The organism is Kitasatospora sp. NPDC001261 (assembly GCF_042896795.1).
Lineage (GTDB): Bacteria > Actinomycetota > Actinomycetes > Streptomycetales > Streptomycetaceae > Kitasatospora.
Map to the genome: position 1 here is coordinate 167,131 of NZ_JBIAXP010000009.1, position 15,783 is coordinate 182,913.

The 15,783-nt window shown below is 73.9% G+C and carries 16 protein-coding genes; 8 read left to right on the plus strand and 8 right to left on the minus strand.

Going from position 1 to position 15,783, the window contains the following annotated elements:
• Window positions 1-52: 52 nt before the first annotated feature.
• Complete coding sequence (locus ACFY4B_RS14765; RefSeq protein ID WP_387968127.1) at window positions 53-610, minus strand: hypothetical protein; 558 nt, start codon at window positions 608-610, stop codon at window positions 53-55.
• A 149-nt stretch (window positions 611-759) separates the two neighbouring features.
• Window positions 760-1,527, minus strand: coding sequence for a CDP-alcohol phosphatidyltransferase family protein (locus tag ACFY4B_RS14770; protein WP_117487932.1), 768 nt, complete (start codon window positions 1,525-1,527; stop codon window positions 760-762).
• 346 nt (window positions 1,528-1,873) lie between these two features.
• Between ACFY4B_RS14770 and ACFY4B_RS14775 the strand changes: the two genes are divergently transcribed.
• Complete coding sequence (locus tag ACFY4B_RS14775) at window positions 1,874-2,449, plus strand: NUDIX hydrolase (RefSeq protein ID WP_387968129.1); 576 nt, start codon at window positions 1,874-1,876, stop codon at window positions 2,447-2,449.
• Between the two features lie 24 nt (window positions 2,450-2,473).
• Window positions 2,474-3,157 carry an HAD family hydrolase gene (locus ACFY4B_RS14780; protein ID WP_049649704.1) on the plus strand — a complete coding sequence of 228 codons (684 nt, stop codon included), beginning with the start codon at window positions 2,474-2,476 and terminating at the stop codon, window positions 3,155-3,157.
• Between the two features lie 16 nt (window positions 3,158-3,173).
• Here ACFY4B_RS14780 and ACFY4B_RS14785 read toward each other — a convergent pair whose 3' ends face one another.
• Together ACFY4B_RS14785 and ACFY4B_RS14790 are read right to left on the minus strand one after the other, a co-directional pair.
• Window positions 3,174-3,902, minus strand: coding sequence for a YidC/Oxa1 family membrane protein insertase (locus tag ACFY4B_RS14785; RefSeq protein WP_387968131.1), 729 nt, complete (start codon window positions 3,900-3,902; stop codon window positions 3,174-3,176).
• A gap of 123 nt (window positions 3,903-4,025) precedes the next feature.
• Window positions 4,026-4,319, minus strand: a complete 294-nt coding sequence (locus tag ACFY4B_RS14790; protein WP_234348221.1) for a DUF6412 domain-containing protein — start codon at window positions 4,317-4,319, stop codon at window positions 4,026-4,028.
• A gap of 218 nt (window positions 4,320-4,537) precedes the next feature.
• Here ACFY4B_RS14790 and ACFY4B_RS14795 point away from each other — a divergent pair, with 218 nt between their 5' ends.
• Entirely contained in the window at window positions 4,538-4,822 is a 285-nt protein-coding gene (locus tag ACFY4B_RS14795; RefSeq protein ID WP_049649701.1) for a type II toxin-antitoxin system Phd/YefM family antitoxin, read from the plus strand.
• Window positions 4,815-5,237: a type II toxin-antitoxin system VapC family toxin gene (locus ACFY4B_RS14800; protein ID WP_049649700.1), complete on the plus strand. Its 423-nt coding sequence runs from the start codon at window positions 4,815-4,817 to the stop codon at window positions 5,235-5,237. Before ACFY4B_RS14795 ends, ACFY4B_RS14800 begins: the two co-directional genes overlap by 8 nt.
• Window positions 5,238-5,291: 54 nt before the next feature.
• Here ACFY4B_RS14800 and ACFY4B_RS14805 read toward each other — a convergent pair whose 3' ends face one another.
• Both ACFY4B_RS14805 and ACFY4B_RS14810 read right to left on the minus strand, forming a co-directional pair.
• Entirely contained in the window at window positions 5,292-5,891 is a 600-nt protein-coding gene (locus ACFY4B_RS14805; RefSeq protein ID WP_387968133.1) for a hypothetical protein, read from the minus strand.
• Between the two features lie 54 nt (window positions 5,892-5,945).
• The gene (locus ACFY4B_RS14810; RefSeq protein WP_117487922.1) at window positions 5,946-7,022 is read right to left on the minus strand and encodes a Gfo/Idh/MocA family oxidoreductase; all 1,077 of its coding nucleotides are present in this window, start codon (window positions 7,020-7,022) and stop codon (window positions 5,946-5,948) included.
• A gap of 172 nt (window positions 7,023-7,194) precedes the next feature.
• On the opposite strand from ACFY4B_RS14810, the gene ACFY4B_RS14815 reads away from it, so the two are divergent.
• The 4 genes from ACFY4B_RS14815 (at window position 7,195) to ACFY4B_RS14830 (ending at window position 11,507) form a co-directional block, all read left to right on the plus strand.
• Window positions 7,195-8,310 carry an oxygenase MpaB family protein gene (locus ACFY4B_RS14815; RefSeq protein ID WP_387968135.1) on the plus strand — a complete coding sequence of 372 codons (1,116 nt, stop codon included), beginning with the start codon at window positions 7,195-7,197 and terminating at the stop codon, window positions 8,308-8,310.
• Window positions 8,311-8,545: 235 nt separating this feature from the next.
• A complete protein-coding gene (locus tag ACFY4B_RS14820) occupies window positions 8,546-9,325 on the plus strand; it encodes an HAD-IIA family hydrolase (RefSeq protein ID WP_049649696.1) in 780 nt (259 codons plus the stop codon).
• A 192-nt stretch (window positions 9,326-9,517) separates the two neighbouring features.
• Window positions 9,518-10,246, plus strand: coding sequence for a uracil-DNA glycosylase (locus tag ACFY4B_RS14825; protein ID WP_234348220.1), 729 nt, complete (start codon window positions 9,518-9,520; stop codon window positions 10,244-10,246).
• A 160-nt stretch (window positions 10,247-10,406) separates the two neighbouring features.
• Window positions 10,407-11,507 carry a glycoside hydrolase family 6 protein gene (locus ACFY4B_RS14830; protein WP_375874727.1) on the plus strand — a complete coding sequence of 367 codons (1,101 nt, stop codon included), beginning with the start codon at window positions 10,407-10,409 and terminating at the stop codon, window positions 11,505-11,507.
• Between the two features lie 57 nt (window positions 11,508-11,564).
• Here the strand turns inward: ACFY4B_RS14830 and ACFY4B_RS14835 are convergent, their stop codons facing one another.
• Together ACFY4B_RS14835 and ACFY4B_RS14840 are read right to left on the minus strand one after the other, a co-directional pair.
• On the minus strand, window positions 11,565-13,496 hold the full coding sequence (locus ACFY4B_RS14835) for a kelch motif-containing protein (RefSeq protein ID WP_074005088.1): 1,932 nt from the start codon (window positions 13,494-13,496) through the stop codon (window positions 11,565-11,567).
• A gap of 142 nt (window positions 13,497-13,638) precedes the next feature.
• Window positions 13,639-15,765: a glycosyltransferase family 2 protein gene (locus tag ACFY4B_RS14840; RefSeq protein WP_387968138.1), complete on the minus strand. Its 2,127-nt coding sequence runs from the start codon at window positions 15,763-15,765 to the stop codon at window positions 13,639-13,641.
• Window positions 15,766-15,783: the final 18 nt, after the last annotated feature.

Below are 15,783 nucleotides of genomic sequence, written 5' to 3' on the forward strand. Positions count from 1 at the left end.
GCGGGCCCCGGGCGCTGCCGTGATCCGCGTCACATGCCTGCCCGGCTGTGCTTCAGGCCGTCCGCGGGAGCGTCGTCGCCGCCGACGGCGCCCGGTGGCGGCGGTGGTACGACACGGTGACGGCCGCCAGCAGCGGCGCCCAGGCGACGGTCGGCAGGTAGAGGAAGCCGACCAGGGTGTGGCCGAGCGGGGTCATGCCCGTACCTGGCAGGGCCCACCAGCCGACGAACGGCGTCCACAGCAGGGCCAGGCCGACGGCGCCGAGCGAGGCCGCGAGCACCACCGCACGCGGGCGGACCGGGCGGCCGCCGAAGAACGGCACCCAGCGCGGCGGCACCGTGCCCCACGGGCGGACCAGCCCGATCGTGAGCAGCGCCAGCGCCTCGGTGACCAGGCTCAGGAAGACCGGCCACACCGCGCCCCACCCGGTGAGGCCCATCGCCCGGTAGCCCGCCTCCGTGTACCCGCCGTGCCAGCCCGCCACCAGCCCGAGCCGCCACAGCCCGGCCGGCAGCGCGGTGACGGCGGCGAGGTGGGCGGCGCGCACGGCCCAACGGGGCGCGGCGGGAACGGCGGTGGTGGCGGCGGCAGCGGGCCGGGGCGTCGTCATGCCCCCACCCTTCCGCGCGGCCCGGGCCCGCTGCGTCCCCCCGGCGGCGGGCCCGCCGCCGGGGGCTCCCCCGGGCGGGGGATGGGCGCCTCGGCCCCCGGGAGCAGGGCGCCTCGCCCCGTCACCCGGCGGCCGGGGCGCCGCCCGGATCAGCGCAGCCGCGAGGAGGACAGGATCGACGCCAGGTGCGCGACCACCATGCCCCAGGTGATCACCGTGATGCCCGCGAGCGTCCACCGGGTGGCGTCCAGGTTCCCGAGCCCGGCGTCCACCGCGGCCGCCGCCAGCAGCACCAGCGAGGCCTCGATGCCGTTCGTCACCCGGTGGATCTTGAACAGCGAGGCGACCTTGCGGGCCGTCGCGATGCCCTGGGAACGCGGCTGCGTCGACTCCTCGGTCGCCGGCAGCTGCCCGCTGCGGGCGCGGGCCACGTCCACCAGGTCCGTCGAGGCCTTGAGCAGCACCACGCCCAGCGCGGCCGCCAGCCCCGCCGACACCCACAGCTCCGACCCGCCGCGCGCCGCCCGGACACCCGCACCGATCATCAGCGCGGCGTCCGCCAGATAGGCGCCGAGCCGGTCCACGTACACCCCGGCCATGCTGAACTGGCGCTTCCAGCGCGCCACTTCGCCGTCCACGCAGTCGAACAGCAGGAACAGCTGGAACAGCACGACGGCCAGCACCGCACCGGCCGGGCCCGGGATCAGCAGGGCCGCGCCGCCGCCCACCCCGCACACCACCATCACCCAGGTGAGGGTGTTCGGCGACACCGAGGTGCGCACCAGCTGCCGGGTGGTCCGCAGCGAGATCCGCCGCATGTACATCCGACCCGCCCAGTGCTCGCCGTTGCGGCTCTGAAGCTTGGCCTGCGGCTGGCACACCTCGCGCAGCTCGGCGAGCGCCGGAGCAGCCACCATGACGACATCCCTCCACCTGTCCCGAAAACGATCACCACAGGCTACGGCCTCCGGGGGAACGCCCGGACCAGGTGGCATGCCGCCGGAGGTACGGGAGGTGTCCGTCGTCGGAACGTCCGGTGCTCACGTCGCGCGCGAGCGTCGCGGACGTCCGGTGCCCATGCCGCGCGCGAGCGTCGCGGACGTCCGCCGGAGCGCCCGCGGTGAAAACCGGTGGGCCGCCCGAGCGCCCCCGGGCTAGGCTGCGCGGGTTCGCCGGAACCCGAAGCCCCGGGCCCGACTGCCCGCCCCCGCACGCCGGTTGACGCGGTCCGCGGTCCCGGCGCGGAACGAGGAGCGCAGACCCATGGTGACCACGGGCGGCCCGTCCCAGAGCCCTGACCCGGCCCGACTGCTGGCCGACCACCGTCCGCGGGGCCCGGTGGAGACCGCCGACCACGAGCGCGCCCGCCGCCTCCTCGGCGTCGCCGAAGCCTGGAACAGGGGCACCTTCCCGCTGCACTTCACCGCCTCCGCGCTGATCGTCCACCCGCCCACCCGCCGCGTCCTGCTGCGCTGGCACGTCCGCCAGCAGGCCTGGCTGCACGTCGGCGGCCACGGCGACCCGGGCGAGACCCGGCCGCTGGACATCGCCCTGCGCGAGGGCCTGGAGGAGACCGGCCTGACCGACCTCACCCCCTGGCCCGGCCCCGCCCTCGTCCACCTCGCCGTGGTGCCCGTCCCCGCCTCGCCCGCCGAACCCGCCCACGAGCACGCCGACCTGCGCTTCCTGCTGGCCACCGCCACCCCGGAGCAGGCCCGGCCGGAGAACCCGGCGTCCCCGCTGGAGTGGCTCACCGTCGAGGAGGCCAAGCGGCGGACCACCGAGGACAACCTCCGTGAGACCCTCGACCGCGCGGCCCGCCTGCTGCCGTCCGCCTGAACCCCCCCCTTGGAGAGCGACCGGATGCACACCGACCAGACCCTGATCTTCGACGCCGACGACACGCTCTGGGAGAACAACGTCCTCTTCGAGCGGGTCATCGACGGCTTCCTGGACTGGGTCGCCGCCCCGCAGGAGCAGCAGCGCACCCGGGCCCTGCTGAACGAGATCGAGGCCGTCAACTCCGCCACCCTCGGCTACGGCGCCACCGTCTTCCGGCAGAGCCTCGCCGACTGCCTCCAGCGGCTCAACGACCGCACCCCCACGGCCGCCGAACAGGCCCGGATCGACGACCTGCTCACCCCGCTGACCAGCCGCGACGTCGAACTGATCGCCGGCGTCGCCGACACCCTGGCCGCCCTCGCCGACCGCCACCAGCTGCTCCTGCTCACCAAGGGCGACCAGGGCGAACAACAGCGCAAGGTGACGGCGTCCACCATCGACCACCACTTCCGCGGCGTCCACATCGTCGCCGAGAAGTCGGTCGACACCTACCGGCAGCTCACCGCCGACCTCGGCCTCGACCCGGGCCGGACCTGGATGATCGGCAACTCGCCCAAGTCCGACATCGCCCCCGCCCGCCGGGCCGGCCTGCGCACCGTCTTCATCCCGCACGAGCACACCTGGGTGCTGGAGCACGCTGAACTCGGCCCGGACGAGGCGACGCTGCGGCTCGGGGCCTTCCCCGAGCTGCTGCGCCACTTCTGACGGCCCCTCCGGGCCCTCAGCCCATCATCGCGGCCGCCGGCACCGGCGTCCCGTCCCGGTACAGCCAGGCCCGCTCGGCGGCCGACCAGACGCCGGTCGTCAGCAGGTAGAGCACGGCGGCCACCGGGACCAGCGCCGCGAACAGCACCGACCCGAACGACAGGTACGGCAGCAGTCCCGCCCCCGGCTGCGGGGCGGGCTGCGCCGTCGCCGCTGTAGCCGCCGTAGCCGCTGCCGCTGCCGCGGCCGTGCGCCGGGCCCGGCGGAAGTTGACGACCCCGACCGCCGCCAGCCCGGCGAACAGCACCCCGAACACCGCCCACTGCCCGGCGCCCTGCGCGCCCGTGACGTGCAGCCCCAGCGGCACCCCGAACAGGGTGTGGTCCAGCAGGTCGTTCGGGGTGGTGAACAGGCGGTACATCACCGAGAAGAACGGGATCTGCACCAGCACCGGCAGGCACCCCGCGAACGGCGACACCTGCTCCTTCCGGTACATCTCGGCCAGCGCCTCCCGCAGCCGCTCCGGGCGGTCCCTGTGCTTCCTCTGCAACGCGGCGACCTTCGGCGCCAGCCGCGCCCTGGCCCTCTCCCCGCGCGCCGCCGCCCGCGCCAGCGGGTGCAGCGCCAAGCGGACGGCGACGGTGAACAGGACGATGGCCAAGGCGGTCGGCACCAGGTGGGCGACGGCGGCGACGACGGCGTGCGCCACGGCGACGGCAGGGTCGAGAACAGCGAGTACGGACATGGTGGAGCGAGCCCTCCGGGGTCTCAGGACATGAGTGATCGGCGGAGGACGGCCACGGGGAACGCCTGGAAGAACGTCCGGCAGGAACGATCGGAAGAACGCCTGGAAGGACGTCGGACGGGACTACGCGGCCGCCGGGGCCGCTCCCGGCGCCCTGGGGCGTCGCCTGCCCCGGGCGTCCGGATCACGCTGCGGAAGGAACGCCGTACCGAACGCCCGGCGCCGCAGCACCCCGCTGCGCACCGCCGCCGGCGCCCGCGCCCCGAGGAGCCGTGCCCCGGCCAGCGCCCCGGCGACCGCCCCGGCCACCAGCGCCACGGCCGCGACGGCGGCCACCGACGCCAGCGTCCCGCTGTCGGCCACCAGCTCCCCGGTCAGCACCCGGAGCAGGCCCAGCAGCATCGCCACAACGGCCACGACGCGCTCCCCCTCCCGGTGCCCCATCGGCTTCCTGACGTACCAGCAGGACGATCCTACGAGCCCCCGGGTTCCCGCCTGTGTCGGGGACGTCCCCCACGGCGCCCCCGCCTGGTTCCGCCCGATTCCGTTCGTACCCGAAGGCCCCCTCCTCGGAGCGGTGAAAAGCGGCCGTCCGGGGTGTAGCCGCCGGGGCTACACGGGGCTACCGTGGAGAGGTGAAGACGATTACCCAGCGGGAGTTCCGGAACAACTCCGCCGCCGTGATGGACGCGGTGGAGGCGGGGGAGACGTTCCACATCACCAGGAACGGGGTCGAGGTCGCGGAGCTGCGGCCGGTGCCCGGGCGTCGGCGGCTCACGGCGGAGGAGCTGGTGGCCCGGCACGTGAAGCTGCCGCGCGTGGACTACCAGCAGATGCGCAAGGAGGCCGAGGAGGACTTCGGCCCCGAGGAGCTGGTGGGCGACGACGGCGACGACCCGTTCGAGCGGCGGCGTGGCTGAGCGCCGCAGAGCACCCCGGCGGCGGCCGGCCGGGGTGCTGGACACCTGCGTCTACATCGACCTGGCGCTGCTCAGCCCCTCCGACCTGCCGGCCGTGCCCGAGCTGACCGCGATCACCTTCGCCGAACTGCAGCAGGGCGTGTCGATGGCCCGCGACCCGGCCAGCCGGGCCGCCCGGCTGGAGGTGCTGGGCGCGGCGATGGCGGACTTCGACCCGCTGCCCTTCGACGCGGCCGCCGCCGCCCGCTACGGGACGCTGGTCACCCTCACCATCGCCGCCGGACGGCAGCCGCGCCCGCGCCGGATCGACCTGATGATCGCCGCGGTCGCCTCGGCCCACGGGCTGCCGCTGTACACCCGCAACGTGGCGGACTTCCGGGGGCTGGGCTCCGCGGTGGAGGTCATCGGGGTGTGAGGTCCGGGCGGGGGCGATGGTCGGGGGGTCCCGAGGGCCGGGCGGGAGCGGCGGTCAGGAGGCCCCGAGGGCGGCGGCCCCGTCCCGCTCGACCCGGTCGGCCATGGCGGCCGCGGCCTTCAGGGCCTCCGCCCGGTTCCGGGTGCGCAGCAGGACGGTGTTGCCCCCGCGCTTGCCCCGGTCGCCGCCCGCCTTGGCGGCGACGGCCCAGCGCGGTCGGCGGAGCAGGGCGAGGACCAGCCAGCGGAGTCCGAAGTTCAGCCCCAGGACGGCGGCGATGGGGACGAGCAGGAGGACCCCCTCGCCGCCGGCTTCGCCGCCGACGTGCCGCATGGGGTCGTAGGCGTGCAGGGGCCCGTGCGTGGCCCCGAGGCGGCCGAGCCACACCACCGCGATCCGTACGGGGCGGCGGTCGGGCCCGGTCACGTCGACGTAGCCGATCGACCCGTCCCGCTCGCCGCGGGCCCAGGCCGTCCGCTCCCTCGTGGTCGACAGGCTCTCCTGGAGCTCGCGGTCCTCGGCCTCCCGGGCCTTCCGGCGCTGCTCGAACTCCTCCGACCAGGCCTTCTCGCGCTTCTTCTGCTCGGTGGACCACGCCTGTTCGCGCTCACGCCGCTCGTCGGCGGTGACCCGCCGTTCCCCCCGGTTGCTCATGGCGGCCATCGTAGGAGACGAGGTCAAGGGAGGGTAAAGCGGGCCGTACGGCCGTCAGCCCGGGCGGACCGCCGTCCCGGTGGCGGCGGAGGTGCGGGCGGCCTCCAGGACGGCCAGGGCGGCCACCGCGTCGCGCGGGTCGACCGGGGGCGGGGTGCCCGGGGTGGCCAGGGCGGCGGCGATGCCCGCGTAGAAGGCGGGGTAGTCGCCCGGGTCGGTCGGCAGCCGGATCGCCGACTCGTCGGTGCCGAGGGTGCCGTAGTGCGCGGGCTGGTCGGTGCCCCAGGGGCGGGTGCCGTCCGGGCGCAGGCCCGCCCGCAGGTCGGCCTCCTGCGGGTCCATGCCGGACTTGACGTAGCCGGCGGTGTCGCCGAGCACCCGCAGCCGGGGGCCGATCAGCGGGGTGATGGCGCTGGTCCACAGGTGCGAGCGGGTGCCGCTGGTGTGGGTGAGGGCGAGGAAGGCGTCGTCGTCCACCACCGCGCCGTCGCGCCGCACGTCGATCTCCGCGTACACCGTCTCGACCGGCCCGAACAGGGTGAGCGCCTGGTCGACGAGGTGGCTGCCCAGGTCGTACAGGGTGCCGCCGACCTCGGCCGGGTCGGCCAGCTCCCGCCAGCCCGGCTTGGGCTTGGGGCGGAAGCGCTCGAAGCGGGACTCGAAGCGGTGCACCCGGCCGAGCGCGCCGCCGCGCACCAGCCGGCTCGCGGTGAGGAAGTCGCCGTCCCAGCGCCGGTTGTGGAAGACCGAGAGCAGCACGCCCTGCTCCTCGGCGAGCCGGCACAGCTCCAGTGCCTGGGCGGCGGTGCCGGCCAGCGGCTTGTCCACCACGGTGGCCAGGCCGGCCCGCAGGGCGGCGCGGGCGAGCGGGGCGTGGGTGCGGTTGGGCGAGGCGATGACGACCAGGTCCAGCGCGTCCGGGTCGGCGAGCAGCTGCTCGGGCGTGTCCACGGCGCGGGCACCGGGGTGCTCGCGCGCCAGCTGGGCGCGCCGGTCGGGGTTGGCGGTGACCACGGCGTCCAGCCGCAGCCCCGGCGTGGTGGCGATCAGCGGCGCGTGGAACGCGGAGCCGGCCAGGCCGTAGCCGATCAGGCCGACGCGGAACGGACCGGGAGTCGTCTGCGGGTTCATGCGCCCACTCAATCACGAGGCGCCCGGTTGCTCCCGGTTTCGGCGGACGGGACGGCGGGCCCGCCGCCGCGCCCTCGTACGGGTGAGGCTGCCGCCGCGGCCCGGAGCGCGGTGATACGTGTACGCGGCGATACGTGCACGTATCACCCCACGGACTGCGACGGAGGATCACATGGCCGCCAACGGCTGGACCGACGACCTGCTCGACCGGATGCGCACCGTCGGCGACCCGCTCGGGGACGCCGCCATCGCCGAGACGTACGAGCTCGGACAGCAGGACCAGGTGCGGCAGACCCTGCTCGGCTTCGGCCGCAACAGCGACGCCGTCCCGGCCGGGCTGCCGCCCAGGCTCCAGGCGTACTTCGAGGAGTCCGCCGTCCTGCCGTCCTGGGCGGACCGGGCGCGGATGGCGCGCGGCCACGAGCTGCTCGGCCGCTACCAGCCGCTGATCGCCTCGATCCTGCTCTGCGGCTCGCTCCCGCTCTGCTACACCTGCGGCAACGGCGCCGAGGTGCTCGTCCGCTCCCAGCGCCTGACCTCCGGGGTGTACCGGCGCCTGATGGAGACCTCGCAGTTCGTCGTCGACGTCCTCGACAACGACGGCCTGGGGCCGGGCGGCCGCGGGCTCCGGTCGGCCCAGAAGGTCCGCCTGCTGCACGCCACCATGCGCTACCACGTCTCCCAGCTGGGCGACTGGGACGCCGCCGCCCTGGGGGTGCCGGTCAACCAGGAGGACCTGGCCGGCACGCTGATGAGCTTCTCGGTGCTGATCCCGCTCGGCCTCGCCGAACTGGGCGTCGACCTGCTGCCCGAGGACCGGGAGGCCTACTTCCACATCTGGCGGGTGGTCGGCCACGTCCTGGGCGTCGACGAGCAGCTCAACCCGGCCAAGTTCGGCGACGGTGCGGCCCTGAAGGACGCCATCATCCGCCACCAGCAGCGGCCCTCGGAAGCCGGACGGGTGCTGACGAAGGGCGTCCTGGACTTCATCCGGGAGGTGCTGCCGGTCCCCTCGGGAGCGGGCCCCACCCTGATCCGGCGCCTGATCGGCGACAGGTCCGCCGACGTCATCGCGGTGCCCCCGGCGGACAGCCTCACCAAGCTCGGGCTGAGCGCCGCCGCCCTGCCGAACTTCGGGTACGGCAGGACGGGCGACACCCTGCCGCCGCTCGCCGAACTGGCGAGCCAACTGGGGCTGCTGGTCTTCAAGGAGGGGCTGCTGCTCACCAACAAGGGCCGCCGCCGGGAGTGGCAGGTCCCGACCGGCCTGACCGACTCGTCGTCCTGACCGGGGCGCCACCGTGCGGCCACCGGGCCCGGCCCGTACGGTCACCGGGCTCGGCCCATGCGGTCACCGGCCCCGGGGCGTGCGGCCACCGGCCGGACGGGGGCCGCGCGGTGGCGGTGCGGGCGACTACGCTGGTCGGAGTTGGGGCAGCCTGTGGCGCCCGACCGGCCGAGGGTGTCCGGTCTGGGCATGTGCGAGAACGTTCAGACCTGTGCAAGACCGAGGAGACACCTACGTGGCAGAGCGCAAGCCCATCGAGTCCTGGCTGACCGACATGGACGGGGTCCTCATCCACGAGGGCACGCCGATCCCCGGGGCGGAGGAGTTCCTGCGCAAGCTGCGGGAGTCCGGCAAGCCCTTCCTGGTCCTCACCAACAACTCCATCTACACCCCGCGCGACCTCAGCGCCCGGCTGGCCGGCATGGGCCTGGAGGTGCCGGAGGAGTGCATCTGGACCTCCGCCCTGGCGACGGCCAAGTTCCTCGCGGGCCAGCGCCCCGGGGGCACCGCGTACGTGATCGGCGAGGCCGGCCTCACCACCGCGCTGTACCAGGCCGGTTACGTGCTGACCGACAACAACCCCGACTACGTGGTGCTCGGCGAGACCCGCACCTACTCCTTCGAGGCGCTCACCAAGGCGATCCGCCTGATCAACCAGGGCGCCCGGTTCATCTGCACCAACCCGGACGAGACCGGCCCCTCCACCGAGGGCGTGCTGCCGGCCACCGGCTCGGTCGCGGCCCTGATCACCAAGGCGACCGGGGTCGAGCCGTACTTCGTCGGCAAGCCCAACCCGCTGATGATGCGCGAGGCGCTGAACACCGCCGGCGCCCACTCCGAGACGGCGGTGATGATCGGCGACCGGATGGACACCGACATCGTCGCGGGCATGGAGGCCGGCATGGAGACCATCCTGGTGCTCACCGGCCTGACCTCCGCCTCCGACGTGGAGCGCTTCCCGTACCGGCCGACCCGCGTGGTCCAGTCGATCGCGGACCTGGTCGAGCTGGTCTGACGTCCGCGTTCTCCCCCCGCGTTCTCGTCGTGGGCCCCGTTCCGGCAGGTCGCCGGGGCGGGGCCGCTCCGTGCCCGGGGTGCGGGGCCGCCTGGTGCCCGCGGGGAGGCGGCCGTTGTCGGTGGGGCTGTGTAGCGTTCGGGGTGAAAGAGGGCGTGCGGCGCAACAGCCGCGGTGTGGGAGGTAGATGTCGTGACGGACACGGTCGAGGCGGGCGTGGTCGAGGCCGGCGAGGGCGGCGGGCTGGAACTGCCCGAGTCCTGGCGCGGGGTGCTGGGCGCCGAGACGGAGAAGCCGTACTTCGCCGAGCTGGCGGCCTTCGTGGCGGCCCAGCGCGCGGAGCACGAGGTGTTCCCGCCGAGCGGCCAGGAGTTCGCCGCACTGGAGGCCACCCCGTACGACAAGGTCCGGGTGCTCGTGCTCGGCCAGGACCCGTACCACGACAACGGCCAGGCCCACGGCATGAGCTTCTCGGTGCTGCCGGGCACCAAGACGCCGCCGTCGCTGCGCAACATCTTCAAGGAGCTGGACGCCGACCTGGGCGTCCCCGCCCCGGACAACGGCTACCTGATGCACTGGGCCGAGCAGGGCGTGCTGCTGCTCAACGCGGTGCTCACGGTCCGCGCGCACGAGGCCAACTCGCACAAGGCGAAGGGCTGGGAGAAGTTCACCGACGCGGTGATCAAGGCGGTGAGCGACCGCGACGAGCCGGTGGTCTTCGTGCTGTGGGGCAACTACGCGAAGAAGAAGCTGCCGCTGATCGACACCGCCAAGCACGTGGTGGTGCAGGGCGCGCACCCGTCGCCGCTGTCGGCGAAGCTGTTCTTCGGCAGCCGTCCGTTCTCGCAGATCAACGCCGCGCTGGACTCCTTCGGCGCCGAGGCGATCGACTGGCAGGTGCCGAACCTGAAGGAGGCCTGAGCCTCCGCCCGGAGCGCCTGCCGGCGTTCCGGGGTGCCGGTCGGCGGGCGCCGGCAGCCGGTGGTGGCCGTGGTTCGGACGGGTTCGATGTCCCGTCCGCCCACGGCCACTTGGCGTTCACCACCGGTGGCCGTCGGCCGGTGCCGGGTGTGCTTAGCTGGTGCCGACCGGTCGCCGGACCGGGGCCGGGGAGGGGCGGTACGTGCACGGGCTGGGGCGGACAGGGACGTTGCGGGGCGCCGTCGGGGCGCTGCTGGCCGGGGTGGTGCTGGCGGCCGGGTCCGGCTGCACCGGTTCGGACGGCGGTAAGCCGGGAGCCGGGTCCGTGTCCTCCGCCGCCGGGGCGGGCGCGGGGGCGGGTGCCGGTGCGGGCTTCGCCCAACTGCCCGGGCAGGCCTTCTACGTCTCCGACCGCACCAACGCCGCCCAGCAGGTGACCGCGCTGCGCGGCCAGGGCCGGACGGCGGAGGCCGACGCGCTGCTGCGGATCGCCGGCCAGCCCTCCTCGCAGTGGCTCGGCGAGCAGGGCGCCCAGACGATCGCCGAGCAGGTGAGCCGACGGGCCGCCGAGGCCGGCCGCACGGCGGTCTTCGTCGCGTACGACATCCCGCACCGCGACTGCGGCCAGTACTCGGCCGGCGGCGCCCCCGACGCGGCCTCCTACCGGGCCTGGATCACCGGCGTCGCCCAGGCCCTCGGCGACCGCAGGGCCTGGGTGGTGCTGGAGCCGGACGCCGTCGCGCACACCCTGGACACCTGCGGGATCAAGGGCGACCTGGCCGCCGAGCGGTACGGCCTGCTGGCCTTCGCCGTCCAGGAGTTGAAGAAGAACCCCAACGCGCGGGTCTACCTGGACGCGGGCAACCCCGGCTGGGCACAGGACCCGGAGGAGATGGCCACCGCCCTGCGCAAGTCGGGCATCGCGGCGGCCGACGGCTTCGCCGTGAACGTCGCCAACTTCTACGACACCGAACGGAACGCGGCCTACGGCGCCAGGCTCTCCGCGGCCCTCGGCGGGAAGAACTACGTCATCGACACCAGCCGCAGCGGCAACGGGGCGCTGGGCGGCGCCGCCTGGTGCAACCCGCCCGGGCGCGCGCTCGGCGAGCGGCCGACCACCGAGACCGGCCGGCCCGGGGTGGACGCGTACCTGTGGATCAAGAACCCGGGGGAGTCGGACGGCGACTGCGGCCGGGGCGAACCCCGGGCGGGCGAGTTCTGGCTGCCGTACGCGCTCGGCCTGGCGCAGGCGGCGCGCTGAGGCCGCCTGCGCCAGGCCTCGGGCCCTGTGCGTCGTGCGGTTCACACGGCGCGCGGTCTACGCGGTGATCTGGATCCAGCGGGCGACCGACGGGGTGCCGGCGGCGTCCGTCAGGAACAGCATGTACCAGCCCGGCGGCAGCAGGTTGGGGTTCGCGGGCAGGGTGAGCGAGACGCCGTCCGCCGTCCGTCCGGCGACGTCCAGGGCCACCGAGCGCTGCTCGACGTCCGTCACGTGGGTGACCGAACTCGGCCGGATCAGCTTGGCGGTGGCCACCGCCTCCGGGCGCGCCGTCCCGACGGCGAGGGTGCCGCCGAGCCGGGCCGCCTGCGGAACGGCGCCGACCTCCGGACGGTCGCCGTGGTACAGGTACGGCGGGGTGTAGATCTCGATGCGCTGCTCGAAGCCGCCCGGCTGGGTCTCGGCCTTGTCCGCGAAGAGCGGGTTGGAGCCCAGCACGGCGACCCGGCCGTCCGGCAGCAGCAGCGCCTCGGAGTGGTAGTTGCGGCCGACGGTCGGCTCGGCGGCGGTGGTGAAGCCGTTGGTGTCCGGGTGGTACACCTGCGCCTTGAGCAGGTCGCTGTCGCCGCGGCCGCGGTAGCCGCTGGAGCCGCCGGTGGTGAAGACGGTGTCGTCCGGCAGGATCACGCTGTTGAGGTAGCGGGTGCCGCCGGCCGGCAGGTCCGGGCCCGGGGTGAACGCGGGAGCGGCGGAGGAGAGGTCCGCGATGTCGGTGCGGGCCGTGGACAGCGGCGACTCGCCGACACCGCCGCCGCCGAGCACCATCACCTTCTGCGCCTGCGCGGGCGGCAGCAGCACCGAGGAGGAGGTCTCGGTGAGGCCGGGGTCGCGCAGGCCGGGGACGGGCTGGAAGGCCCCGCTCGACAGGTCCCACACGCCGGGCTCGCGGCCCTTGTCGCCGGGGCCGTAGCCGCCGTTGGAGCCGGAGTAGAAGAGCTTGCCGGAGGCGGTCAGGAAGACCGCCGGGTAGGTCGGGAAGTAGTGGTCGGGGCCCTTGGACCAGGACTTGGTCCTCGGGTCGTAGATCTCGTTGTCGTTGCCGCTGAGGATCTCCCCGGTGTCGTCCAGCCCGGAGACGGTGACCACCCGGCCGTCGCCCAGCCCGGTCAGCGTCGGGTACCAGCGGGCGTGGGCCATGTCGGTGACCGGCTCGTACAGCTCGGTGTCCGGGTTGAACTCGAAGGCGGAGCGGATGCCCTGGTACTCCTGCTTGTCCAGGGTCAGCTTCTCGCTCTGCCCGTACAGGTTGTGGGCGTCGGTGCCGCTCAGGCCCTTGATCCGGTACTGGGCGGGGGAGTCGGAGACGAAGTCCTGGCCCGGGCCGACCGCCTCCACGTACACGTGCTGCTCACCGGCGGTGACCACGGTCTGCTTGCCGGAGCCGGTCTTGGTCGCGGCCGGGACCGTCACGGCGGCGGTACTGGCGTACTCGTGGCCGTTCGGGGAGACGAAGACGGTGCCCTTGGGGAAGGTCCGGTCGCGCTCCGGGCTCTCGTTGCGCACCCGCATGATGCCGGCGGCCTTCTTCACGGCGCCCGCCAGCTTCTCGTAGCGCTGGGTGCCGCCGGCCACCAGGACGCGGCCGTCCGGCAGCGAGGTGTGGCCGCCGCAGAACATGTCGGCCGGGGTGGGGACCAGCTTGTAGGTGTTCCGGGCCGGGTCCCAGAGCAGGCTCTTGAAGGTGCCCGCGTTGAACTGCTTCTCGTCGTTGCCGGAACCGGCCACGATCAGGACCTTGCCCGTGCGCAGCACGGTCGCGTGCACGGCGTTGACCCGGAACTCGGTGGGCAGCGACAGGGTCTGCCAGTGGCCGTACTGCGCCTTGTACTCGGGGCGGTTGATCACGTAGTGGTGGTACTGCTGGGAGGCGAAGCCGAGGACGGCCGGCGCGTTCATCCCGGCCACGGTCAGCGCGACGGTGCTGCCGAGGGCGAGGCGCTTGGTGCGGCCGGCCTTGTGGATCTTCACGGTGGGTGCTCCCCTCGGGAGGCGGTCGGGGGCTCTGGTCGGTGGGCGGCTCTGTTCGGTGGGTGGTGCTGTTCGGCGGGGCGGTGCTGGTCGGTGGGTGGTGCTGGTCAGGCGGCGGTGCTGGTCAGTGGGAGGGTGCCGGTCAGTGGGAGGGTCTGCCGCTGTCGGCGTGGTCGGGTGAGGTTCGTCCGGGGCGGGGGGCGGGAGGTGCGGGCTGCGCCGGTCCGGCGGTCCGGGCGGCTCGGGGGTCGCGGGCGTGGCGCGGGCGGCGCTTCTCCAGGACGACCTGCGGGGCCGCCGTCGGGTCGCCGGTGACGGTGAGGGTGGCGGTCGGGCGGGTCCGGCGGCGGCGTACGGCGTCGCCGGCGCTGATCAGGACCGGCAGGAGGGTGAGCAGCAGGGCGATCCAGGCCCAGGTGCGCATCGCGACGTGGTCGTAGCCGGTGACGTAGGAGGCGGCGATCGCGCCCCCGAACACCAGCGTCCAGAACAGGTGGAAGCGGAAGGTGCCGAGCCGGTCGGTGCTGGCCGAACTGCCCTTGGGCGTCACCACGAAGCGGCTGCGGCGGCGGACCAGCGCCTGGAGCAGCGAGGCCGCGTACACCGGACCGCAGAGCGCCGACATCACCATGCCCGCGACCCCGGAGGAGCCGGCCGGCTCGTGCGGGCTCACGTTGTGCTTGCGGTTCCAGGTGTAGAGCAGGAGCTGGAGCGCGGCGGCGTCGCTGTAGAGCATCATCCAGATCTCCGAGGAGACGTGCACGCCGGAGGCGCCGAAGCCCAGGTAGAGCACGCTGGACAGGCCGCCGAGCAGCCAGGTGAGCGCCGCCATCGGGTAGAAGCCCACCATCAGCGAGTAGTTGAGCAGCCGGCCGGGCGACAGCCGCCACAGCACCCGCCAGTACTGGGTGAACAGGGTCTCGTAGGTGCCGCGGCTCCAGCGCAGTTGCTGGGAGAAGAAGTCGGTCCAGGAGGACGGGCCTTCGCCGACCGCGAGCACGTCCGGGGTGTACACGGACTTCCAGCGTTCTCCGGTCTCCGGGTTCCGGCTCCGGTGGAACTCCAGACCGGTCGCCATGTCCTCGGTGATGGAGTCGTACAACCCGCCGATCGACTGGAGAGCGCTGATTCTGACGGCGTTGTTGGTGCCCACGAACATGGGCGCGCCGTAACGGTTTCCGGCGCGTTGGATGAGGGCGTGGAAGAGGTACTGCTGGCTCTCGGAGAATTTGGTGACGGCCGATCCCGAGCTGCGGTAGTTCCCGTACACCTGGGGGCCGACCACGAATGCCACGTCGGGGTCGCGGAAGTAGCCGAGCATCCGCTCGCAGAAGTCCGGCAGCGGAACGTGGTCGGTGTCCACGGACACCCAGAACTCGTAGTCGTCGCCGTGGGCCTGGAGCCAGGCGTTGTAGTTGCCGTGCTTGGTCCCGGCGCGGAACCGGCCCTTCGGCCGGTTCCAGTGCGGCCGGCCGGCGCGGGTGAAGTGGCGCACGCCCAGCTCGGCGCAGAGCTCCCGCATTGCAGGATCGTTTCCCTCGTCCAACAACCAGACGTCGTACGGTCCGTTGTGCCGGACGGCCCGCGCCGCCGTCAGCGTGGCCCGGACCATCTCCGGCGGCTCCTTGCCCGGCACGCAGGTGGTGAGGAAGGCGACCCGGGTGCCGGGCTCCGGCGTCACCGGGACCGGGTCGCGGGCGACCAGCGTGGCGTGGGTGTTGGAGACGACGTTGACCAGCCGGAACACCTCGACGACGGCGATGATGCCGATCATCACCTTGTCGCCGAGCAGCACCAGGGAGTTCGTCTCGTCCAGCCGCTCGGGCCAGTGCTCCGGCAGCAGCAGCCAGACCAGCAGCACCGCCTCCACCACGGGGGCGGCCATCAGCAGCAGCGCGGCGCGGATCCGGTGCGGCTCGCGGCGCAGCAGGCTGCGGTACCGGACGCGGTAGGGGGCCGCGGGGGGCGGCTCGTACGGGGCGGCTGTCGGGGAGGGGCCGTACGGGGCGGGGCTGTATGCGGTGGGGTCGTGCGGTCCGTCGTGGGAGGGCGGGTGTGGTGCGACCGGTTCGGGCCAGTAGACGCCGCCGCCGAGGTCGTCGTCCTCGTCCGGGTCGTACGCCGGGCCCGCGAGACGGCTGAAGTGGCCGTAGTCGTAAGGGGCTTCGGGTATGGGAAGGGCGCGCAGGGCGGCCTCGTCCAACTCCCCGGCACCTCGCCCGTGGGCCGTTCCGACGCCCTTGCGTCGTGAGAACGGCGGCGTGGTCATAGCTGCTCCCCCCGGAGT

Bases quoted from the DNA above. Each gene is read 5' to 3' on its own strand.
- ACFY4B_RS14785 (WP_387968131.1), bottom strand. From the start codon at position 3,902: ATGTCCGTACTCGCTGTTCTCGACCCTGCCGTCGCCGTGGCGCACGCC.
- ACFY4B_RS14765 (WP_387968127.1), bottom strand. From the start codon at position 610: ATGACGACGCCCCGGCCCGCTGCCGCCGCCACCACCGCCGTTCCCGCC.
- ACFY4B_RS14805 (WP_387968133.1), bottom strand. From the start codon at position 5,891: ATGAGCAACCGGGGGGAACGGCGGGTCACCGCCGACGAGCGGCGTGAG.
- ACFY4B_RS14815 (WP_387968135.1), top strand. From the start codon at position 7,195: ATGGCCGCCAACGGCTGGACCGACGACCTGCTCGACCGGATGCGCACC.
- ACFY4B_RS14770 (WP_117487932.1), bottom strand. From the start codon at position 1,527: ATGGTGGCTGCTCCGGCGCTCGCCGAGCTGCGCGAGGTGTGCCAGCCG.
- ACFY4B_RS14775 (WP_387968129.1), top strand. From the start codon at position 1,874: ATGGTGACCACGGGCGGCCCGTCCCAGAGCCCTGACCCGGCCCGACTG.
- ACFY4B_RS14840 (WP_387968138.1), bottom strand. From the start codon at position 15,765: ATGACCACGCCGCCGTTCTCACGACGCAAGGGCGTCGGAACGGCCCAC.
- ACFY4B_RS14810 (WP_117487922.1), bottom strand. From the start codon at position 7,022: ATGAACCCGCAGACGACTCCCGGTCCGTTCCGCGTCGGCCTGATCGGC.
- ACFY4B_RS14780 (WP_049649704.1), top strand. From the start codon at position 2,474: ATGCACACCGACCAGACCCTGATCTTCGACGCCGACGACACGCTCTGG.